The 19505-nt window shown below is 60.9% G+C and carries 23 protein-coding genes; 14 read left to right on the top strand and 9 right to left on the bottom strand.

Annotation, left to right across the window (positions count from 1 at the left end; translation table 11 throughout):
* Positions 1-66 precede the first annotated feature (66 nt).
* The gene (locus tag E4M07_RS13970; RefSeq protein WP_136658956.1) at positions 67-1113 is read left to right on the top strand and encodes a permease; all 1047 of its coding nucleotides are present in this window, start codon (positions 67-69) and stop codon (positions 1111-1113) included.
* 41 nt (positions 1114-1154) lie between these two features.
* Positions 1155-2387 (top strand): MFS transporter, encoded by a 1233-nt coding sequence (locus tag E4M07_RS13965; RefSeq protein WP_136658955.1) that lies wholly within the window; start codon positions 1155-1157, stop codon positions 2385-2387.
* Between the two features lie 12 nt (positions 2388-2399).
* Here E4M07_RS13965 and E4M07_RS13960 read toward each other — a convergent pair whose 3' ends face one another.
* Entirely contained in the window at positions 2400-3668 is a 1269-nt protein-coding gene (locus tag E4M07_RS13960) for an FAD-binding oxidoreductase (protein ID WP_136658954.1), read from the bottom strand.
* 203 nt (positions 3669-3871) lie between these two features.
* Here E4M07_RS13960 and gltS point away from each other — a divergent pair, with 203 nt between their 5' ends.
* From gltS to E4M07_RS13940, 4 genes are all read left to right on the top strand, one after another.
* Positions 3872-5095: a sodium/glutamate symporter gene (gene gltS / locus E4M07_RS13955; RefSeq protein ID WP_206057253.1), complete on the top strand. Its 1224-nt coding sequence runs from the start codon at positions 3872-3874 to the stop codon at positions 5093-5095.
* Positions 5096-5220: 125 nt separating this feature from the next.
* Complete coding sequence (locus E4M07_RS13950; protein WP_136658953.1) at positions 5221-5553, top strand: metalloregulator ArsR/SmtB family transcription factor; 333 nt, start codon at positions 5221-5223, stop codon at positions 5551-5553.
* Positions 5543-5971, top strand: a complete 429-nt coding sequence (locus E4M07_RS13945) for an SRPBCC domain-containing protein (protein ID WP_206057252.1) — start codon at positions 5543-5545, stop codon at positions 5969-5971. Before E4M07_RS13950 ends, E4M07_RS13945 begins: the two co-directional genes overlap by 11 nt.
* A gap of 110 nt (positions 5972-6081) precedes the next feature.
* The gene (locus tag E4M07_RS13940; RefSeq protein ID WP_136658951.1) at positions 6082-6387 is read left to right on the top strand and encodes a hypothetical protein; all 306 of its coding nucleotides are present in this window, start codon (positions 6082-6084) and stop codon (positions 6385-6387) included.
* Positions 6388-6399: 12 nt separating this feature from the next.
* On the opposite strand, the gene E4M07_RS13935 is transcribed toward E4M07_RS13940, so the two are convergent.
* The 3 genes from E4M07_RS13935 to E4M07_RS13925 all read right to left on the bottom strand — a co-directional run bounded on the left by E4M07_RS13935 (position 6400) and on the right by E4M07_RS13925 (position 8787).
* On the bottom strand, positions 6400-7059 hold the full coding sequence (locus E4M07_RS13935) for a tetratricopeptide repeat protein (RefSeq protein ID WP_136658950.1): 660 nt from the start codon (positions 7057-7059) through the stop codon (positions 6400-6402).
* A 4-nt stretch (positions 7060-7063) separates the two neighbouring features.
* Entirely contained in the window at positions 7064-7630 is a 567-nt protein-coding gene (locus tag E4M07_RS13930) for a hypothetical protein (RefSeq protein WP_136658949.1), read from the bottom strand.
* A 233-nt stretch (positions 7631-7863) separates the two neighbouring features.
* Complete coding sequence (locus E4M07_RS13925; protein ID WP_136658948.1) at positions 7864-8787, bottom strand: LysR family transcriptional regulator; 924 nt, start codon at positions 8785-8787, stop codon at positions 7864-7866.
* 119 nt (positions 8788-8906) lie between these two features.
* Between E4M07_RS13925 and E4M07_RS13920 the strand changes: the two genes are divergently transcribed.
* The 3 genes from E4M07_RS13920 to E4M07_RS13910 are packed head-to-tail and all read left to right on the top strand — an operon-like array spanning position 8907 to position 10791.
* Positions 8907-9347: a VOC family protein gene (locus E4M07_RS13920; RefSeq protein ID WP_136658947.1), complete on the top strand. Its 441-nt coding sequence runs from the start codon at positions 8907-8909 to the stop codon at positions 9345-9347.
* Between the two features lie 24 nt (positions 9348-9371).
* Positions 9372-10130, top strand: a complete 759-nt coding sequence (locus E4M07_RS13915; protein ID WP_136658946.1) for a hydrolase — start codon at positions 9372-9374, stop codon at positions 10128-10130.
* A 28-nt stretch (positions 10131-10158) separates the two neighbouring features.
* Complete coding sequence (locus E4M07_RS13910) at positions 10159-10791, top strand: glutathione S-transferase family protein (RefSeq protein ID WP_136658945.1); 633 nt, start codon at positions 10159-10161, stop codon at positions 10789-10791.
* 79 nt (positions 10792-10870) lie between these two features.
* Here the strand turns inward: E4M07_RS13910 and E4M07_RS13905 are convergent, their stop codons facing one another.
* A complete protein-coding gene (locus E4M07_RS13905) occupies positions 10871-11533 on the bottom strand; it encodes a peroxiredoxin (RefSeq protein WP_136658944.1) in 663 nt (220 codons plus the stop codon).
* A gap of 225 nt (positions 11534-11758) precedes the next feature.
* On the opposite strand from E4M07_RS13905, the gene E4M07_RS13900 reads away from it, so the two are divergent.
* Positions 11759-11974, top strand: coding sequence for a hypothetical protein (locus tag E4M07_RS13900; RefSeq protein WP_136658943.1), 216 nt, complete (start codon positions 11759-11761; stop codon positions 11972-11974).
* A 25-nt stretch (positions 11975-11999) separates the two neighbouring features.
* On the opposite strand, the gene E4M07_RS13895 is transcribed toward E4M07_RS13900, so the two are convergent.
* On the bottom strand, positions 12000-12635 hold the full coding sequence (locus E4M07_RS13895) for a cation transporter (protein WP_136658942.1): 636 nt from the start codon (positions 12633-12635) through the stop codon (positions 12000-12002).
* Positions 12636-12709: 74 nt separating this feature from the next.
* On the opposite strand from E4M07_RS13895, the gene E4M07_RS13890 reads away from it, so the two are divergent.
* Both E4M07_RS13890 and E4M07_RS13885 read left to right on the top strand, forming a co-directional pair.
* A complete protein-coding gene (locus E4M07_RS13890) occupies positions 12710-13123 on the top strand; it encodes a helix-turn-helix domain-containing protein (protein WP_136658941.1) in 414 nt (137 codons plus the stop codon).
* Position 13124: 1 nt separating this feature from the next.
* Entirely contained in the window at positions 13125-13433 is a 309-nt protein-coding gene (locus E4M07_RS13885; protein ID WP_136658940.1) for a cupin domain-containing protein, read from the top strand.
* Here the strand turns inward: E4M07_RS13885 and E4M07_RS13880 are convergent, their stop codons facing one another.
* The 3 genes from E4M07_RS13880 to E4M07_RS13870 form a co-directional block, all read right to left on the bottom strand.
* Complete coding sequence (locus tag E4M07_RS13880; RefSeq protein ID WP_136658939.1) at positions 13434-14627, bottom strand: NnrS family protein; 1194 nt, start codon at positions 14625-14627, stop codon at positions 13434-13436.
* Positions 14611-15045, bottom strand: a complete 435-nt coding sequence (locus tag E4M07_RS13875) for an Rrf2 family transcriptional regulator (RefSeq protein ID WP_136658938.1) — start codon at positions 15043-15045, stop codon at positions 14611-14613. The genes E4M07_RS13880 and E4M07_RS13875 overlap by 17 nt, the downstream gene beginning before the upstream one ends.
* Positions 15046-15313: 268 nt before the next feature.
* Positions 15314-15655, bottom strand: a complete 342-nt coding sequence (locus E4M07_RS13870; protein WP_136658937.1) for an antibiotic biosynthesis monooxygenase family protein — start codon at positions 15653-15655, stop codon at positions 15314-15316.
* A gap of 979 nt (positions 15656-16634) precedes the next feature.
* On the opposite strand from E4M07_RS13870, the gene E4M07_RS13865 reads away from it, so the two are divergent.
* Together E4M07_RS13865 and E4M07_RS13860 are read left to right on the top strand one after the other, a co-directional pair.
* Positions 16635-17594, top strand: a complete 960-nt coding sequence (locus tag E4M07_RS13865; RefSeq protein ID WP_206057251.1) for a LysR family transcriptional regulator — start codon at positions 16635-16637, stop codon at positions 17592-17594.
* A gap of 158 nt (positions 17595-17752) precedes the next feature.
* Positions 17753-19135 carry an aminotransferase class III-fold pyridoxal phosphate-dependent enzyme gene (locus tag E4M07_RS13860; protein WP_136658936.1) on the top strand — a complete coding sequence of 461 codons (1383 nt, stop codon included), beginning with the start codon at positions 17753-17755 and terminating at the stop codon, positions 19133-19135.
* The last annotated feature ends 370 nt before the right edge of the window (positions 19136-19505 follow it).

Here is a 19505-nt window from a genome sequence, read left to right as displayed (position 1 = left end):
TTTCGATATAACTAGATTTATAGTTTTATTGACATGCAATGACACTCGCTTTCAGGAGATGGTGGCTTGTCCGACATTACCCAACAGGCACAGCAGCCCGTGGCCCGGGATTTCCGGCAGATTGTGGCGCGGCTGAAGTCGCCGTGGACCGTCGTGATTGCGGCGCCGCTTCTGGTCTTCATCTTTGACCAGGCGAACACGGCGCCGGTCATCGAATTCGCGGCAAGGGCGTTTGTCGGCACGCTGCCGTTCATATTCGTGGCCGTAATGATGATCGCGTGGCTCAAGGCCGCCGGCGCCGAAGCCTATGTGGCGCGCGCCTTCGAAGGCCGCGAGAACCGCATGATCGTGCTCGCGGCGCTTCTTGGCGGGCTTGCGCCGTTCTGCTCCTGCGAGGTCATCCCGTTTATCGCCGGCCTGCTCGCCGTTGGCGCGCCGCTATCCGCAGTGATGGCGTTCTGGCTCTCCTCGCCGCTGGTCGACCCCCCTACCCTGGTCATAACAGCGAGCGCGCTCGGCTGGCCGTTTGCCGTCGGCAAGGCGGCATCGGCGGTCGCGCTTGGCCTGCTCGGCGGATTTGCCATCAAGGCCGCCCTCGCCGCCGGCCTGTTTTCCGACCCGTTGCGCCAGCGGTCGCAGGGCGGCTGCGGCTGCGCCCGCTCGCCGTTCGAGGGAAAACCCGAATGGGCTTTCTGGCGAACCGACAGCCGGCGCAGCGTGTTTCGCTCAGAGTTTGCCTCCAACGCCTTGTTTCTCCTGCAGTGGTTGGCCCTTGCCTATGTGTTGGAGGCTCTTTTAGTCACCTACGTACCCGCATCCCTGATCGCCGCGGCCGTCGGCGGCAACGGGGTCGGGTCCATCGCGACCGCGGCCGTCGTCGGCATGCCGGCCTATCTCAACGGCTATGTCGCGCCGCCGCTCCTCGCCGGCCTCATGGACCAGGGCATGAGCGCAGGGGCCGCCATGGCATTCATGGTCGCCGGCGCGGTCAGTTCCATACCGGCAATGGCGGCCGTGTGGTCGCTGGTCAAGCGCGGTGTCTTTGCGAGCTATCTGGCACTGGGATTGCTCGGTGCCATCGGATCGGGCATCATCTTCCAACTCATCACCTGATCCGGGACGTTCCCGACCTGCTTGGAGCGCAATACGCCTAAATGACTTCACCGAACGATTACGGGGAAGCCGTGCACGGCCGGATACGTCTGGCCGTGTGGCTGCTGGCCGCCGGGCAGGCCATCGTCTGGGCCGGGCTTTTCTACAGTTTCGCCGCGCTCCTGCTGTCCTGGGAAGAAGGGCTCGGCTGGGCAAAGACCGATCTTACACTCGGCCTGACAGCCGCCGTTCTGGTCTCGGCGATCCTGTCACCGGTCGCCGGGCGCATCATCGACGCCGGCAACGGACGCCTGTTGCTGACCTCCGGCTGCTTCGGCGGTGCGGCGATGCTTGCGCTGCTTTCGACGGTCGACAGCCAGGCCTCGTTTATCGGTCTGTGGGCGCTGATCGGCGTTGCCCAGGCCGCAAGCCTTTACGAGCCCTGTTTCGCCTTCGTCACCCGGACGATGGGACATTCCGCACGCGGCGCCATCACCCGGATCTCGCTGTGCGCCGGCTTTGCATCGACCATTGCGTTCCCGTCGGGCGCCTGGCTTGCCGATGTGCTGGGCTGGCGCGGCGCGGTGCTGATCTTCGCGCTTGCCGTCGCCACCGTGGGGGCGCCGCTGATGTTCGCCGGGGCGACCATTTTGCATCGCGGCGACCGTGCCGAACACAAACCCGAACACAAGGCGAGCAACCGCGACGCAGTGCGTGCCGCGATGGCGCGTCCGGCCTTCTGGCTGCTGGCATTCGCCTTTCCGATGATCGGGCTGAACCACGGGCTGCTGCTCAACCACATCCTGCCGATCCTGGCTGATCGCGGCCTGGAACAGACGCTTGCCGTTACGGTGGCGTCGGTCATCGGCCCCATGCAGGTGGCGGGCCGCCTGGCCATGATGCGTGTCGAGCACCGGATCAGCGCCATGACGATGACGGTGGTCTGCTTCGCCGGCATCACGATCGCGTCCCTGCTGCTGCTGAATGCCGGCGCCTCGCCGGTACTGGCTTTCGGCTTTGCGGCGCTGCAGGGCGCCGCTTACGGGCTGACCAACATCCTGAAGCCCGTGGTCACCGCCGAGACGCTCGGGCGCGCTGGTTTCGGCTCGATTTCGGGGCTGCTTGCGGTGCCCTACCTCGCAAGCTTCGCCATCGCACCGTTTGCCGGTGCGTGGCTGTGGCAGATCGGCGGATACAATCTTGCGATCACCGGTGCCGGCGCCATGGCGTTTCTGGGGCTGCTTGCGGTGCTGCTTCTGAGCGCAATCTACCGGCGTTCGGCCTACGCGACCTAGATCGGCCCGGCTTTACGGTCGCAGCAAGTGAACGATGCAGGCGCCAGCCTCGTAGTAAGCCGCTTTCAGGCCCGTGGCCGGTTCGCGATAGGAATCCATGGGCGTGACCGGAAGCGCCTCCTCGTTTCCACTCGCCAGCGCTGACGCCAGTGACTTTCCGAACACGGTTCCGGGGCCGATGCCGCGGCCCGAGAAACCGAACACCGAAAAGGCGTTGGGGCCGAAACGCACGATCTTGGGAAGATGGTCGGAGGTCATGGCAATGCGTCCGTGCCAGGCGAATTCGATGGGCAGATCCGCAAGGTGCGGAAACAGGCTCACCATGTGGCTTCGCGCCCACCGCCGATGGACGGAGGCACCTGCATGTCCCAGTGATCCGACCGCTCCGACAATAAGCCGACCCTGGCGGTCCTTGCGGAACGACGACATAACGGTGGCCGTGTCCCAGCAACCCTCGCCGCCGGGAAGGATCGCCGCGGCGCTGTGGTCATCCATCGGCCGGCTGGCGAGTTGAAAGTAATGCACCGGTACATAAGCCGCATCCGGCACGCCGGCTGCCGGCCTGGCGTAGGCATTGGCGGCGACCAATAGGGCGTTTGCCGAAACGGTACCGGACCGGGTCTGGACCAGCCATCGGTCCTTGCGCCGCTCGATCCGGACAACCGGGCTGTCGCAGTAAAGTTCGGCGCCGGCCCGGAACGCGGCCCGCGCCAGGCCCCTGCAGTAGGATAATGGCTGTATGGTCCCTGCACGCGCGTCATGCAGCGCGCCGTGGTAACGCGACGTTCCGGTGCGCGCAGCCGTGTCGAGGGCGTCAAGCAGCGTCACCGGCGCATCGCGGCGTTTTTGCTGCTCGAAACGCCTCCTCAGGTCCCGTAGCCCGGCATCGGAATGAGCGCAATGCAACGTACCGTTGCGCACGGCCTCGCAATCGATGGCATGTTCCTCAATGAGCGAAAACACCAGATCAGGCGCGGCCGCCAATGCCGCGTTCAGCCTGTTGCCCTGTTGCGGGCCAAGTATCCGTTCGACTTCATCGGGTGGTGTCCACAGGCCCGCATTGACCAGCCCGACGTTCCTGCCCGAACCGCCGTGGCCTATTTTCTCGGCCTCCAGAAGGCATACGCTCATCCCCTGCCCGGCGGCCGTCAGGGCGGCCGAACAACCGGTGAATCCGCCGCCGACGATGACGAGGTCGACGGATTTTTCGGAATCCAGAACCGGATATTCCGAATTATCGGAGCCCGTCGCCTGCCAGAGACTTGAAGTGTTTGCGGCCATAATCCGGATTGAACCAATAGTTGTAACGGAATCAAGCAATAATCGCAGAATGGTTTGTCCGAATTTTTGCCCCGTCCTCACAAGATGTTGCACATCTATTCCAGCTCCGCCTCGAAAACCGGCAATGCGCCACCCGACCCTTTTGCATTCCGCGGCCCGGTGGGGCATTAGTCGCCGCAGGCAATCGCGGACGGAGTAACAACGTGACGGACGGCACCTGGCACTCGATCGAAATCCCGGATTTTCCGGCGGTCACGGTCGGCATCATCGTATTCTTCCTCGGCGCATTCCTGACCCGCCGTGTGGCCTTTCTGAAGAACTACAACATTCCCGAGCCGGTGGCCGGCGGTCTTGCCGCGGCCTTGATCACCTGGGTCGCATTTTCCGGGTTTGGCGTGGAAATCACCTTCAATCTGGATACGCGCGACGAATTGCTGGTTGTTTTCTTCACCACAATCGGACTGAACGCCCGCTTTGCCGATCTGATCGCCGGCGGACGGATGCTCGGCATTCTCCTGCTGATCACCATCGCCTTCATCGTGACGCAGAATTGCATCGGACTGCTGGGCACCTTCGCCTTCGACCTGCCGGCACCGCTCGCTGTCCTCCTTGGATCGGCGGCGCTGATCGGCGGTCACGGTACGGCCATTGCCTGGGGACCGACCGTCCAGGAGATGACCGGCTTCGCGGCGGCCAGCGAGATCGGCATCGCCGCGGCAACTCTCGGACTAGTGTGCGCGGCCCTCATCGGCGGCCCGATCGCGAAACTGCTCATTGACCGGCACGGGCTCGAGGCAAGGGCCTCGAGCGGACCGATTGTCGGGTTGCCTTACCAGTCGGACAACAAGGAAGCCGGTGCGGTCAATCACATCAGCCTCATGCGCTCAATCCTGGCGATCTACATCGCCATCATCGTCGGCTACGCGGTCAACGAGGCAATTGTGTCGGCGGGTTTCAAGCTGCCGCTCTTCGTTTCCTGCCTGCTGGTGGCGATTGTCATGTCCAATACCGTGCCGCTGATCTTCCCGAACCTGCCCTGGCCAGCGCGCACGCGCGCGCTGGCGGTGATTTCCGACTATTCGCTGTCGGTGTTCCTGGCGATGTCACTGATGAGCATGCAGCTGTGGACCCTCGCGGGTCTCGGCGGGCCGTTGCTGGGTGTTCTCGCGCTCCAGGTGGTCGGCACCAGCCTCTTTATCGTCTTTCTGTTCTTCAGGATCATGGGAGGGAATTACACCGCCGCCGTTCTGAGTTCGGGCTTTGCCGGCTTCACATTGGGGGCGACGCCAACGGCCATCGCCAACATGTCCTCGGTTACGAAACGTTACGGCCCGGCGCCCCTCGCCTTCATCATTCTGCCCATGGTATCGGCGTTCTTCGTCGACCTGGCCAACGCCATCATCATCCGCTTTTTCGTGACTCTCTGACGGCAGAACCCGGTTCGCCGCAAAAACCCCTTGACATGATACCATCTGGTATTATGTTAAATGATACCGATTGGTATTATTTAGGAGAGCTCCATGTCCCGATCTAACCCCCGCGCGGTGCCGTCATGAACGCCGCACTCCAAGGCGCATTCAGGGCGCTGGCCGACCCGACGCGGCGTGACATCCTGATGCATCTGAGCGCCCGCGACATGACCATCGCAGAGGTTGCAGATCACTTTTCGATCACCCGTGCGGCGGTCAAGAAGCACCTCACCGTCCTTGAGGAAGGACGCCTGATTTCCGTCCGGACCGAGGGTCGCGAGCGCATCAACCACCTCGAACCGGTCGGGCTCAAGCCGGTCGCCGACTGGGTCAACTACTTCGACCGCTACTGGGATGACAGGCTGCTTGGACTGCAGCGTGCCGTGAAGGACCATGAAAGGAAAAATGATGACTGAAGCACAGATCACCAAGACCGTCTTCCTGGCGGCGTCGCGCGAAACCGTATGGAGTTTCCTGACCGACAGGGACAAGCTGGCCCTGTGGTTTCATCCGGCCGACCAGGACCTGCGCGACGGCGAGGACTACACCCTGCTCGGCAAGACCGATGACGGCGTCGACACCAAACTGTGCTGGGGGACAGTCCTGCGGATGGACAAGCCGTCCAAGCTTGTCTGTTCGTTCACGGTCCAGCCGCTCGAAGGGGCGATGACGACCGTGACCTGGACACTGGACGAGGTCGGCGGCGGCACCCGGCTGACGCTGCAACACACGGGACTTGCCGAAGTCGACGCACCGTTCGGGCTGATGATGGCGCTGGACGCGGGATGGGACGAGCACCTCAACGGGCTGCGCGGGAACCTGAAACCGGCATAGGGCGGCACAACCGTCGCAACGCCCTCCTGACAAAGCTTGTCAGGAGGGTCCTGACAGCCGCCTTGAAACAGCTTGCCATCGACGGCAGTTGTTAATTAAGGGAGAGACACATGCGCGGAATAACCATCACCTACAAATACTCCGGCCCCGAGGATGCCTGGCGGGAGGCCATGGAGACCTTCATTTCTGCGATCAATGCCGACAACGATGTCGCCGGCAAATTCACCTATCAGGTCTCGGTAGCCGATGACGGCGAAACCCGAATCCACTGGGGCCGCTGGGACAGCCAGGAAACGCTGAAAACCGTGCAGTCGCGCGACTACTTTTCAGCCTTTGCCGGCAAGGTGAAGGAGTTTGCCGGCGGGCAGCCGCAAAACACCGGCGCCGACATCCACTTCAAGACCCAGGGCTGGTAGGCCGGAAAGCCGCTAGTTCGAAGGCGCCGCGCGCCGCTTGGTGCGTTTCTCAATCTGGATCTGCTGGCGCATCAGCACCTGTTCGGTGCGGTTGATCAGGTCCAGGTAGTAGGCGGCGTCTCGCGAGCCGAATTTCTCGCTGGCAATCGTCAGATGCCGGCGGGCATCGTCAAAGCGCTGCGTCAGAAAATACACTTCGCCAAGATTGCTGTGCACGGCGCCCTCGGTATAGGTGTCCGTGCCCTTGGTCGCTTTCGCGGCGATCAGCAGCAGCCGCTCGGCCCTGATGAGGTCGCCGTTCTTGAGGCTGACCCAGCCGGCGGTGTTGATCAGTGTAAAATCGTCGATCTTCTGCTCCCGGCGTATGCGCAGGGCCTTGTCAAAGGCCACCGTGGATTTCTCGTAATCACCGAGTTCGTGATAGGTCAGGCCGAGATTGAAATAGGCGCGGTAATAATCCGGCTTCGCCGCGACGACCTCCTCCAGCAGTTTCGCCGACTTCTTCGGATCGTATCGGTCCTTCTGGTAAGGCAGCCGCATCAGGCGTGCCTGCAGGACCTTCTTTTCCAAGTGCGCGGGAACGTTCTGGCCGAACTTGTCGGCCGCGGCGGCGGCGCCGCACAGCGCCAGCGTCAGGACAAGGGCGACGACATGGTGCAGTTTGATTGTCATCCGATCACCCGCCGCTCAATATCCGGATCGCGTCGACAGGCGGCGGCGGCTCCGGCCGGGCGGCAGCCGGCTCGTTGTCTTCGCCGAGCACGGGCACCCCGCTGGCGCGACGCACGGAATTGATCACGGTGAGCTGCGCCTGGATCTTGCGGATCACGCCGGCCACCTTTTCCGCGTTTAGCTGGATTTCGTCGTTCTGGCCGTAGATGCCGCTGTAGGGGTTGTTGACCAGCGCATGGGTCTTGCCCTTGTGAACGAGCAGAATATCGCCGTAGGCGTGCTCCCATTCCGGGTGGGTCATGGTGATATGAAGTTCGACTTCCTTGACCGAAATGTAGTTTTCGAGTGCCAGCGTGATCCACTGCAGCGGCCCGGCGCACAACATGAACACCAGTGCGATTTTCAGGAAAAACCGGCTCAACCCGACCGCGGCCTCGTTCGGTTCCGGCTGGTTGACGATCTGCTTGACATTCGTATAGCCGAGAACAACGAAAATCGTCGAAAGGCCTAGAAAGCCAAAGCCGAGGATCGTCGCGGCGTTTTCAAACAGACTCTGAATTGCACTATCCATGGCCGCCCCTTTACAAACACTGTGTTTACCGGCGCAACGTTTAGTTTGTATACAGCCGGTTACTTTTGGGCGAACGCCAGTAAGTCATTTTAATTTATATTATTATCTTACTTTCCTAAATTTCGGAATGATCTAATCCGCCCACATACAACCGTCAGTATAACGAAAAATACATGAGCAACATAGTGTGTGTTTCGCGGAATTGATTGGAGTTCCACGGATCGTCTTACAACTCATTCAGACGTGTTTTCCGCCGGCATGACGCCGCACCTTGCGGCGAGAAAATCGACGAATGCCCTCACCTTCGCCGCCAGATGCTCTCGGCTCGGATAGAGGGCGAAAACACCGATTGGATCCTCCTCGTAACGCGTAAGGATCGGCACGAGGGCGCCTGATGCGATTTCCGTTTCGCAGGCCATGCTCGGCAGCCGCGTTATGCCCACGCCGGCAAGCGCGGCGGCCATTTCCGTCTCGGCGCTGTTGCACACCAGCCTTGGCGCCACGGAAACCGACACTTTTTTGTCACCGGCACCCATATATTCCCAGGTTGTCGCGATCCTGCGATAGGAAAAATCAATGAGCGTGTGACCAGTCAGTTCCGCGGGTGTCTGCGGTGTTCCTTGGCGGCTCAGGTAGTCCGGTGAAGCGACGGTCAGCAGGCGCGACGTCATCAGCCGCCTTGCGATGAGCCCGGTGTCATCCAGCCGCCCGGCCCTGACGACCACATCAAAACCCTCCGCGACAACGTCCACCATTCTGTCGCTCGCCTCGACATGAAGGCGGACGTTTTTGAAGGTCTCCATGAAATCCGGAAGCCATGCGTCAAGGTAGTTGCGCGCAAAACTCACCGGGACGCTGACGCGCAGGAGCCCCGTGGGCGTGTCGCCGGCGGCGACGATACGATTGCGGATCTCGCGCGCGTCTTCGACGATCATGCTCGCCTGCTCGTAATAGACACGGCCGACTTCCGTCAGGCTGAGCGTTCTCGTTGTGCGGTTCAGGAGCCGTGCACCGAGCCGCTCCTCGAGGCGGGCGATCTCCTTGCTGATATGGGATGCCGAATGCCCGAGGCGCTCCGCGGCCGCTGCAAAGCCGTTGGCGTCCACCACGGCGCAGAAAATGATCATGCCGTCAAAGAGATCTTTATTATTCTTCATATGGAAATAATGAGCTTCTATCTGCGCTATTAAAGTTCCGTTTCCAGCAATTTAGATTGGCGATTGTCGGGTTGGCAAGCCCCTGCCCGCACCCGCCCAACCGGAAACAGGAGCGCACCATGCTTGAGATGAAGAATGTCGACCACATCGGTATCCGCATCAGCGACCGTGAAAAGTCGATCGCCTTCTACGAGCTGCTCGGGTTCGAGCTCATCGCCGATGGCGGCTTCGAAAACGGCCATCCGCTGGTGATGGTTCATCCAAGCGGCATCAACTTCAATCTCCTCGGACCGGCCACCGCACGCCAGGGTGAGAACGTCCTGATGGACGAGGACGTGAAGTATCCGGGCATCACCCATGTCGCCGTCAAGGTTGCCTCCGCTGAGGCGACCGAGGCGTTCGTGACCGAAAACGGCATCGCGATCACCGGCAGGCGGGACTTTCGCGGCACGAAGACGATCTTCATCCGCGACCCTGACCGCAACGTGCTCGAACTCGTCGGACCCGGCCCCGCCGTTTCCGAACTGATCAAGGAGCACGTTGAGGAAAACAACTCCTGAACCTCACACTGAAAGGCTAGAACCATGAAACCCACACACTTGCTCACCGCCGCCTTGCTGGCATTGTCCACCGCGCTGACGCCGCTTCCGGCCGTTGCAACGGACGCTGTCGCGATCAAGACCGTCAACGGTGTCGCCACCTATCCGGAAGGTTACCAGGGCACACCGCATCGCGCCGCGGACGAGGACCCGTTCCTGTCGCCGTCCAATTCGGCGCTTATCCTGATCGACTACCAGCCACCGATCCTCCAAGGTGTGCGCAACATCGATCATGAAGAGCTGATCAACAACACGACCGGCCTCATCAAGACCGCGGTGATCTACGACATCCCGATCATCTTCTCGCACGTCGCGGTTGGCCTGAACGGTTACGATCCAATGATCGAGGAACTGCGCAAGCTTGCCCCCGACGCGGTCTTTGTCGACCGCACCAATGTCAATGCCTGGGAAGAGCCGGAATTCGTCGCGGCCGTCGAGGCGACAGGGCGCAGGAAGCTGATCATGGGCGGACTGTGGACTGACGTGTGCCTGGCCTATCCGGCGATCGAGGCCGAGAAAGCCGGATACGACGTCTACGTGCCGGAAGACACCGTCGGCAGCATTTCGCAGATGTCCCATGAAAACGGCATGCGCCGGATGATCGAAGCCGGTGTCGAACCGATCACCTGGAACGTCGTTCCGGCCGAGTTGCAACGCGACCACGCGCGGACAGACAGGCTGAAGGAAGTCACCCGGGTGTTCATGGAGCACCTGTTCAAGGTCGACCCGGATTCCACCTGGTAGCCGCGGCAATTTGCAAAGGAGACAACCGATGAAACTCTATTCCGCTCCCGGCACCTGCGCCACCGCAATGCATATCGCGCTCGAATGGGCCGGCGCGCCGTATGAGGTGGAGCATCTCGACTTTCAGGGTATGAAATCGCCGGAATACCTGAAGCTCAATCCGGCGGGCGTCGTGCCGACGCTCGTCGACGCGGGCACGCCCATCGTCGAGGGTGCGGCAATCCTCTTGTACCTGACCGACAAGCTCCCGCAGGCCGGGCTCGGTCCGCAGCCGGGCGACGCCGACCGTCAGGAACTGTACCGCTGGCTGGTGTTCCTGAGCGGCACGCTGCACCCCTATTTCTGGCCGCATTTCATGCCGATGCGCTTTACCACAGACGAGAACGGCCATGACGCGGTCCGTGAGGCATCGCACCAGCTGGTCGCCAAGGCGTTCACGATCATCGACGATCATCTCGAAGGCCGCACGTGGCTGGTGGGTGAGGAGCGGTCCGTCGCCGACGCTTTTCTTTACGCCATGGCTTCATGGGGATACGGCCTGGCCAAGCCGACCGGCGAATACCGCAACATCCACGCACTGATGATGCGGTTGAGCAATGACCCGGCCGTGCTGAAAGTCCATGCGGCGCAAGGCACGTCCCCCAAGGCGGTCGCCGCCTGACGGGGACCCTCCGGCGGGGGCAACCGCCGGGACGGGACGGCGGCGTGATGGGCGCCGCCGTCTTTTCAACGCGTAGACGTTATTTCGGTTGCGGCACGACCCGCAGGTAAGGCTTCAGCGTCTTCCAGCCATCCGGGAACTTCTTTTCGGCATCTTCATTCGAAACCGCCGGAACGATGATGACGTCGTCGCCGTCTTCCCAGTTCACCGGAGTCGCGACCTGGTGCTTGGCCGTCAGCTGCATGGAGTCGATTACCCGCAGGATCTCGTTGAAATTACGGCCCGTGCTCATCGGGTAGGAGATCATCAGCTTGATGGACTTGTCGGGCGCGATCACGAATACGGTGCGAACCGTCTGGTTGTCCACCGCCGTGCGGCCTTCGGAGGTTTCGCCCGCACCGGCCGGCAGCATGCCGTAAAGCTTGGCAACACTCAGATCGGTATCGCCAATCATCGGATAATTGGGCATGAAACCTTGCGTTTCCTCGATATCTGCGGCCCATTCCGCGTGATTGTCGACGGGATCGACACTCAGGCCGATGATCTTGACGTTGCGCTTTTCGAACTCGGGATTGATCTTGGCCATGTAGCCCAACTCGGTCGTGCAAACCGGGGTAAAGTCCTTCGGATGCGAGAACAGGACGCCCCAGGAGTCGCCGAGCCAGTCGTGAAACCTGATTTTTCCCTGTGTTGTCTCCGCTTCGAAATCGGGTGCCGTGTCGCCGATTCTCAAATTCGTCATACCCTGATCTCCCTTCAAAGATGCGGCAATATCGGAAATGTGCATGCCTGTTTCTTGTCCGCACGCTTGCATCAGTGAACACCAACGGATACGGACAATCAACACAATATGGGGCGGTCATGTTCTTATTGCGACTGTCGCCGGGGCTTGCCGCCGGACGTGGGTCCGCGGGCCGGATTGCGCCTCTGGCACACACGTGGAGCCCTCAACACGAAAGGCGATGCCATGGCAAAAAAACGGCTGCCGCTGCCCAAGCGTTTCTCGGCCGGACTGACGGAAGACGCCTATGCGCGCCTGCGCGAACTCAACGCCGACTGGGGCCTGGGGAACAACTACCTGCTGGTCGTCCTGCTCGAGAACCTTGACCGCTACGCGGACAAGGCAAATCTGGACGCCGTGTTTCGCGAGTTCATCGACGAGTACGGTGCACCTTCGAATTGATCAGGGCATACGAGAGCCCCTGCCCTCACGCCGGCTCTTCCAGGAGCCGCGCCGCCTGACGCTCGCGCAGCCCCTGCCGCACGATCTGCACGGATGACGACAGGAAAAGACCGGCCATGATCGCGGCGACCACGAGGTCCGGCCAGCCGGTTTGCGTGCCCCAGACACCGAGCGCGGCGAACATGACGGCGATATTGCCGATCGCATCGTTGCGGGAGCACAGCCAGACCGAACGCACATTGGCGTCGCCGTCCTTGTAACGCACAAGCAGCAGAACGCTGGCTATATTCGTTGCCAGGGCCAGCGCGCCGATCGCGCCCATGACGTGGGCCTCTGGCACGCCGATGAAAAACACGTGCCACGCGGTTGAGCCAAAGACCCACAAGCCCATCAAGAGCAGGCTGATACCCTTCGCAAGCGCCGCCGTTGTGCGCACGGCCACGGATGACCCGATGACGGCAAGCGAGATGCCATAGGTCATCGCATCGCCGAAGAAATCGAGCGCATCGGCCTGCAGCGCCTTGGAGCCCGCCAACTGGCCGGCAACGATCTCGACGACGAACATGGCAGCGTTCAGCCCGATCACCAGCCAAAGCCGGCGCTTGTAGTCGTCCGACATGCCATCAAAAGCGTTGTTTTCGTTACCGCAGCACGCGCCCATTTCTCACCTCTTGTTGTATCGCTGCGGCAAAGATAATGTCTCTAGCGACTATAGCTTCAAGAGGAAAATCCGGATTGTTTACGATCGGACAGATGGCACGCCGAACGGGCGTCAAGATTCCCACAATCCGCTACTACGAGCAGATGGGGCTTATGACGGCGCCCGAACGCTCGCAGGGCAACCAGCGGCGGTACACGAAGACGGAGCTCGACCGGCTCGGATTTATCAAACACGCGCGCGATCTCGGCCTTTCCCTCGACGCGATCCGCGACCTGATCCGGTTGAACGCGCACCCGGAAACCCCGTGTGCGGAAGCCGACAGGATCGCCGACGAGCACCTGGCCAGCGTGCGCGACCGGATCAGGCGGCTGCAGCGCCTGGAAAGCGAACTCTCGCGAATTGCCAGTTCCTGCAAGGCAGGAACCGTCAAGGACTGCTATGTCATTCGCGCCCTTTCGGACCACACCCTGTGCGAGGACGATCACTGAGATGAATGATCCCCATAAACCGGGCACGGCCCGGGCCACCGTCCTGGTCGACAATGAGCGCACGCGCGTGACCGAATGGCGTTTCGCCAGGCGGGGCGACAACACCGGCTGGCACCGGCACCAGTGGGATTATGTCGTCGTGCCGCTGTTCGACGGCGTGCTGGAAATCGACAACGGCAATGGCGAGATCTCTTCCGCCAGCCTGTCGAACGGTGTTCCCTATTTCCGGGAAGCCGGCGTCGAGCACGATGTCATAAACGGCAACGACTTCGAATGCGCGTTTATCGAGGTCGAGTTCCTCGATAGGTGATCACCTGCGCGGTAAAATCAGAAGCCGGCCGTAGAAAATCACAAAGCCACTGAACGCAGCGAGCCACGCCAGCCCGGATGCTGTGTGAAGCGCGCCGGAGAACTGCGGCAATCCAACGACCAGCAGACGTGCGAAAACGGCGATAATCAGCAGCACGTAGATCGCAGTTGTTGCGGTCCCGGCGGTCAGCGCCTGTCCGGTATGCCCGAGCGTTGCACGCGTCATCACAGCAAGTGTCATCAGGCCGATACCGCCGGCCATCCAGGCGTGCTGCGCGGGCGCGGCACCAATAATATCGGGCATTAAAACGGAGAGCCCGACAACAAGCGCACCAACGGGAATGAAGGCATAGCCTGCATGCAGCACCCAGACCAACGGCTCGCTGCCGGTGCGAAACCCCGACCAACGGGCAAGACGCACGGCATGGCACAATCCCGCCAGAACGAGCCCGATGCCGGCTGCCTTGGCTTCGGGCCGCAACACCCAAATCGCCAGCGCGGCCAACAGGACAAGCAGAGCCGCGCGGTCAATGCCACCCATGGGCGGCGCCGGCAGGCTGTCCGAGCCCCGCTTGGCCAGCCAGTTTCGCGTGAATGACGGAACGATGCGACCGCCAATCAAGGCGATCAGCATGACTGCGGTGGCAAGACCGATCCGGATGCCAATTCCCTGCGCCGCAAAATCGCCCCGCGATGCCTCCCAGTGGAAGATTGCGTTGCCGGCAAGGAGGATGCCGAACAGCGCGACAACCGACAAATTGCGCCAGTTTCGGCCGGAAATGATCTCGCGCACGATTATCCCGGCAAAAAAGAGTGGAAACGCCAAATCGATCGCCGACACCGCAAGCGCGGGCCATGCCGCAGACGTTGCGACGGCAATGCGACCAAGCAGCCAAAGCGCCCACAGGCCGCCCAATTGCCAGCCGGCAATTGGCATTCTGCCGGTCCAATTGGGTATCGCGGTCAGCAGGAAACCGGCGATGATCGCGCCGAGATAGCCGTAAAGAAACTCGTGGGCGTGCCAGGAAACCGGATCCAGCCGTGTCGGAATCTCAATAGCGCCCGTGAGTGCGGCCAGCCAAAGCGACATCGCGATCGCTGCCCAGGCGGCGCCGCCCAGGAAAAAGGGGCGGAAGCCATAGCTCAAAATCGCCGGCCCGGTCCAGGCGCGTATTTTCTCAGCGGACGTCGCCATTGCGCCTTTCCGGTTTGGGAGGAAGGGCGCAGTCCGCCAGCGTGTATGCATTCAGGTCGTTCAGGAACCTCGAACGCGCCCCGGACAAGATACCCTTCAACCGGCAGGTCGGCGTAATGACACAGGCACCTCCGTCCGTGGAGAAGCACTCGACCATGGCTGACTTTTGCTCAAGTACGCCGACAATGTCACCCAGGCGCAGCTTCGCCGGGGGCCGCGCAAGCACGGCGCCCCCGCCGGTTCCGCGTCGGGTCTCGACGATGCCTGCAGCCGCCAGGGCAGCGATCGTCTTGGTCAGATGATTGCGCGAGATTCCAAACTCGCCGGCGATCTCGGCGGTCGAATAGGCGCGTTCAGGTTCGGAAGCCATGCGCATCAGTGCACGCAGGCCAAAGTCTGTGAATCGGGTCAGGCGCATCGTAAAAATTGACTCTGTTGATCAAGATCCAATCAACCTGCAGGGTATCAGATGTAAGTGGTATTTAAAATACCAATTATGTAGTGCCGCCGCATGTGCGCAAGACGGGCCTGCGGCGTACTAAAGTGATCTCGATGGAATTATCTTGGGGCGACGGACCTGCCGACGATGTGTCAGCCGAAACGGCTTATTCGGCCGGCGGAATCCAGACACTGCGCGCCGGACTAGCAGCGTTGCGCCGGCCGATGGCCGGGCGTCTTGTTTCGGTCTAACCCGCAGCCAGGAACATGCCCAGGTTCGACTGTTCCGCCGTAAGGTCGGTGCACTTCGCACCGAGCGCATCATATTGCTCGGAATAATCGCGCAAAAAAGCCAGAAACGCGTCCCGCGACTTCCAGTAGTCGCCGGTACGATATCGCGTCGGATCGTCCGGATCGCGCAGCAGTTCCGTCTTGATATAGCCGTCTGCATGCCGGAACAGTTGCGCCCATTTCCCCTGTACGCCGTAGAAAGCCTCAAAGGCTGCAGCGTTTCCGGGCTTGACCTTGTATTCCCAAAAGAACGCGCATTGGGACTCGTTCCAGTCGTAGCTATCTTTGTGTTGTGTCATATGGTCCGCCCACCATTTGCACCGAAAATACACGGCAAGGATGTGACGCTACCGATTAAATTTGACTTAACCGGAAACGCGATCTTTCACCCGGGCCGCCGGGAATCCGGTCGCCGGCGCGGCTTTGTCCGGTCTTCGGACTTCGTTCGGTCGCGTTGTTTCGTGGAGTGAGAAGCGAGCCCTGCGTGTCAGGCGTCACCTCCGGCACAATCCGCGACAGCCTCCGAACAGGCACCGGCAAAGGCGCGTATCGCCGGGCTTGACGTATTGCGATCCAGGCGGACCGCGCGGCTGTCGGGACTTGTGCCGGAGGGCGTGATGGCGACCCGCATTCCGGTTGCCACCGTTTCGGGATATGTGCCGGAAACGCAGGTTTCGCGACCGCGGCACCGATTTTCCCTGCCGGCGGTCGGCAAAACCGATGCACCGCCGGACGTTCCTCTCGGACCGGAGTCCTCAAGACTTGTCACCGCTCCCGAACCGTCGCCCGCACCCGCTTCACCACGCCGTTTCGGCGTGATGCAGCGCGCGGAACGACCGCCGGGCCAGACGCTCATTTCAATGACATCGACTGTCCTGCCCCAGGCCACAGGGTTCGGCCCCGCAATGCGATCAATCGGCTCGATTAACCCCGCATTATAAGCGTTGATGTCATTGCGCCCGGAGGAGCCGCAACGATGGCCAACTGCAGCGTTGAGAAGAGCAAAATCACCGATTTGCACCGTTGTGAACAAATTTGCATCCGCTCCGCCGCGGATTGATGGCACGACGGGGTCAACGGCACCGCTGGAACGTGTGGCAAGAAGATCGGAAGCGCATCGCCCTGCATTCTTCCGAACTTTGGCCTCGCCCGGTTCCTTGCCAGTGCCGGCATCGATCGCGAATTTGTCACGAAGCTCCATCAGTGATCCTGATTGGTCTCAGACTCAACATTGCAGCCGCCCAAAGTCAGAGTAGTTGGACCACCTGGAACAATAAATTGCTCGACCGGCAGGATATTCGTGCATATTGTGCAGCAATGGATCTGGAAGCGCTCAAACTGTTTGTGGACGTTGCGAAGCGGAACAGCTTCGCCGCCGTGGCCCGCGAGAACAACCAGGATCCGTCGACAGTTTCAAGGGCGGTGGCCAATCTTGAAACTGAACTGGGAATCAGGCTTTTCCAACGAACAACCCGCAGCATGACCCTGACGGAAGCCGGCGAGATCTATCTCAATCGCATGGAAGCGCTGATTGAATATCTGGACAATGCCCGCGAAGAGGCCCTGGCGGTCAGTGCACGGGCCACAGGGAGCATGCGGATCACGGCGAGCGTCGCCTTTGGCCAAATCTGCCTCACTCCCCTGCTCCCGCAAATGCGTGCGGAGTTTCCGGATCTTCGAATCGAACTCCACCTGACGGATTCCCAGGTCGATCTGGTTGCCAACCGGGTCGATCTTGCCGTTCGCCTCAGCCGTCGCATCGAGGGGGATCTCATTGCAACCAAGCTGTTCAACACGCGCTATATCGTCTGTGCCAGTCCCGCCTATATGAAGTCACGTGGCCCGATTACGCATCCGATGGATCTCGCCGAGCACCGCTGCCTGCTGTTTCGTGCTCCGGCCTATAACCAGAACTGGGTTGCAAAGGACGCTGACGGCAACGAGTTCGCGATCCCAGTTGACGGAGACATCATCATTTCGTCGGTTCAGGCGCTGCAACAATGCGCTTGCGACGGGCTTGGGCCGACCCTGCTTGCCGAGTGGATGGTCCAGGCCGATATCAATGCGGGAAAGCTGGTCAATGTGCTTCCGGGATACGAAATGGCCGGAGGCCACGCACAGGCCGCGGCGTGGCTCGTCTATCCAAGCCGCCGCTATCTTCCCTACAAAGTCCGCGCTGTCGTCGATTTTCTGAAGCGGCGCTTCGGCGACGGTTGGTTCGCCCCGGATCACCATTGAAAGTCGCTGCTGGCGCCAGCCAAAATCTGGCGTCATCGAGCATTCGGAACTGGGGCTATCGCGATGCCCGGCTTGCATGGGATTGTCGCCTCAACAACGTGTTGTACTGACCACAGGTCCGCTTTGATGGACCGGTCGGCGGCCCCTGGAGCAAGACAATGAACATATCACTTGGCAGCAACGATTTCAGTGAGGTTATCGAGAGCGATCGGACGCATGTCTGGCATCACCTGAGCCAGCACAAGCGTTACGAGAACAGCGATCCGCTGGTCATCATCGAAGGCAAGGGAATGCGCGTCTGGGACGCAAAGGGCCAGGAATATCTGGACGCGGTCTCGGGCGGTGTGTGGACCGTCAATGTCGGCTACGGACGCGAGACCATCGCGGACGCCGTGCGCGAGCAACTGGTGAAACTCAACTATTTCGCCAACTCCGCCGGCAACGTTCCAGGCGCCCGCTTTGCCAGGAAACTGGTCGAAAAAATGCCGGGCATGAGCCGGGTCTATTTCTCCAACTCCGGTTCGGAGGCGAACGAGAAGGCCTACAAGATTGTCCGTCAGATCGCGCACAACAAGTATGGCGGCCGCAAGCACAAGATACTTTACCGTGAGAGGGACTATCACGGCACGACGATCACCGCTCTGAGCTCGACCGGCCAGAACCAGCGCAAGGACCAGTACGGCCCCTTCACCCCGGGCTTTGTGGAAGTGCCGCACTGTCTCGAGTACCGCTCTCAATACGGCGACTGCGCCGACTATGGCGTGAAAGCCGCACGGGCGATCGAAGACGTTATCCTGCGCGAGGGGCCGGAGACGGTGGGCGGGATCGTGCTCGAGCCGATCACCGCAGGCGGCGGGGTCATTACGCCGCCCGAAGGATACTGGCCGACGGTCCAGGAGATCTGCCGCAAATACGATATCCTGCTGCATATCGATGAAGTCGTCTGCGGAGTCGGGCGCACGGGCAAGTGGTTCGGATACCAGCACTACGGCATCCGTCCGGACATCGTGACGATGGCCAAGGGCGTTGCCTCCGGATACGCGGCGATCTCGTGCACGGTGACAACCGAAGACGTCTTCAACGAGTTCAAGTCAGACCCGTCGGATCCGATGAACTATTTCCGCGACATCTCCACGTTCGGGGGATGCGCGGCCGGTCCGGCCGCGGCGCTTGAGAACATGCGCATCATCGAAGACGAGAACCTCTTGGAAAACGCCGCCTCGATGGGTGAATACCTGATGGGCCGTCTGGGCGAGTTGAAGGACCGGCATGCACTGATCGGCGATGTGCGCGGCAAGGGCCTTTTCTGCGGCCTGGAGCTCGTCAAGGACAGGACAACGAAGGAACCGGTCGACGAGAGCGTCGCCCAGGCCGTCGTGGCCGACTGCATGGCCAACGGCGTCCTGATCGGCGCCACAAACCGCAGCTTCGACGCGTACAACAACACACTGTGCCTGAGCCCGGCGCTGATCTGCACCAGGGAAGACCTGGATGCCATCGTCGATGCCATCGACAATGCACTCACCCGCGTCGCGGCGTGACCCTCGACATCCGCGACAGTGAATGGGCCGCCCCCTGGGCGGCCTTTCTTTTTCGTGCCCGACAAAATTAATTACGCAGTTCTATTGATGTAAACACCTGTATCTTTACTAAATAGTCAATATATATTTTTGTACCGCCCCGGCGATTTTTTGCATTTTTTGTCCGTTCTCCTTGTAAAATCGTACATCAGCTATGATTTAAATTGGTTTTTTGTGAAATTCGACCGGAAAACTTCAATTCCGACTTTAAATGATTGCGCCAACCAGAATTTTTGTCCTTAATACTCGATCAGAAGACTGAGGCGCGGAAAAGTTACCCCAATATCGGCCATCCAGCCTGGATCGGGCGGCGGCGTTCCAGCGCAACACG

Origin of the sequence: Nitratireductor sp. XY-223, from assembly GCF_004959855.1 — a bacterium.
In the GTDB taxonomy this organism is placed as follows: domain Bacteria; phylum Pseudomonadota; class Alphaproteobacteria; order Rhizobiales; family Rhizobiaceae; genus Hoeflea_A.
The sequence above is the reverse complement of the archived record's forward strand: the minus strand, read 5'-3'. Positions and strand labels throughout refer to the sequence as shown.

Excerpts from the sequence above, each read along its gene's own strand:
- E4M07_RS13885 (WP_136658940.1), top strand. The coding sequence starts at position 13,125 with ATGAATGATCCCCATAAACCGGGCACGGCCCGGGCCACCGTCCTGGTC.
- E4M07_RS13915 (WP_136658946.1), top strand. The coding sequence starts at position 9,372 with ATGAAACCCACACACTTGCTCACCGCCGCCTTGCTGGCATTGTCCACC.
- E4M07_RS13930 (WP_136658949.1), bottom strand. The coding sequence starts at position 7,630 with ATGGATAGTGCAATTCAGAGTCTGTTTGAAAACGCCGCGACGATCCTC.
- E4M07_RS13960 (WP_136658954.1), bottom strand. The coding sequence starts at position 3,668 with ATGGCCGCAAACACTTCAAGTCTCTGGCAGGCGACGGGCTCCGATAAT.
- E4M07_RS13880 (WP_136658939.1), bottom strand. The coding sequence starts at position 14,627 with ATGGCGACGTCCGCTGAGAAAATACGCGCCTGGACCGGGCCGGCGATT.
- E4M07_RS13940 (WP_136658951.1), top strand. The coding sequence starts at position 6,082 with ATGCGCGGAATAACCATCACCTACAAATACTCCGGCCCCGAGGATGCC.
- E4M07_RS13900 (WP_136658943.1), top strand. The coding sequence starts at position 11,759 with ATGGCAAAAAAACGGCTGCCGCTGCCCAAGCGTTTCTCGGCCGGACTG.
- E4M07_RS13895 (WP_136658942.1), bottom strand. The coding sequence starts at position 12,635 with ATGGGCGCGTGCTGCGGTAACGAAAACAACGCTTTTGATGGCATGTCG.
- E4M07_RS13965 (WP_136658955.1), top strand. The coding sequence starts at position 1,155 with ATGACTTCACCGAACGATTACGGGGAAGCCGTGCACGGCCGGATACGT.
- E4M07_RS13925 (WP_136658948.1), bottom strand. The coding sequence starts at position 8,787 with ATGAAGAATAATAAAGATCTCTTTGACGGCATGATCATTTTCTGCGCC.
- E4M07_RS13875 (WP_136658938.1), bottom strand. The coding sequence starts at position 15,045 with ATGCGCCTGACCCGATTCACAGACTTTGGCCTGCGTGCACTGATGCGC.
- E4M07_RS13945 (WP_206057252.1), top strand. The coding sequence starts at position 5,543 with ATGATGACTGAAGCACAGATCACCAAGACCGTCTTCCTGGCGGCGTCG.
- E4M07_RS13870 (WP_136658937.1), bottom strand. The coding sequence starts at position 15,655 with ATGACACAACACAAAGATAGCTACGACTGGAACGAGTCCCAATGCGCG.
- E4M07_RS13905 (WP_136658944.1), bottom strand. The coding sequence starts at position 11,533 with ATGACGAATTTGAGAATCGGCGACACGGCACCCGATTTCGAAGCGGAG.
- E4M07_RS13920 (WP_136658947.1), top strand. The coding sequence starts at position 8,907 with ATGCTTGAGATGAAGAATGTCGACCACATCGGTATCCGCATCAGCGAC.
- E4M07_RS13910 (WP_136658945.1), top strand. The coding sequence starts at position 10,159 with ATGAAACTCTATTCCGCTCCCGGCACCTGCGCCACCGCAATGCATATC.
- E4M07_RS13950 (WP_136658953.1), top strand. The coding sequence starts at position 5,221 with ATGAACGCCGCACTCCAAGGCGCATTCAGGGCGCTGGCCGACCCGACG.
- E4M07_RS13860 (WP_136658936.1), top strand. The coding sequence starts at position 17,753 with ATGAACATATCACTTGGCAGCAACGATTTCAGTGAGGTTATCGAGAGC.
- E4M07_RS13935 (WP_136658950.1), bottom strand. The coding sequence starts at position 7,059 with ATGACAATCAAACTGCACCATGTCGTCGCCCTTGTCCTGACGCTGGCG.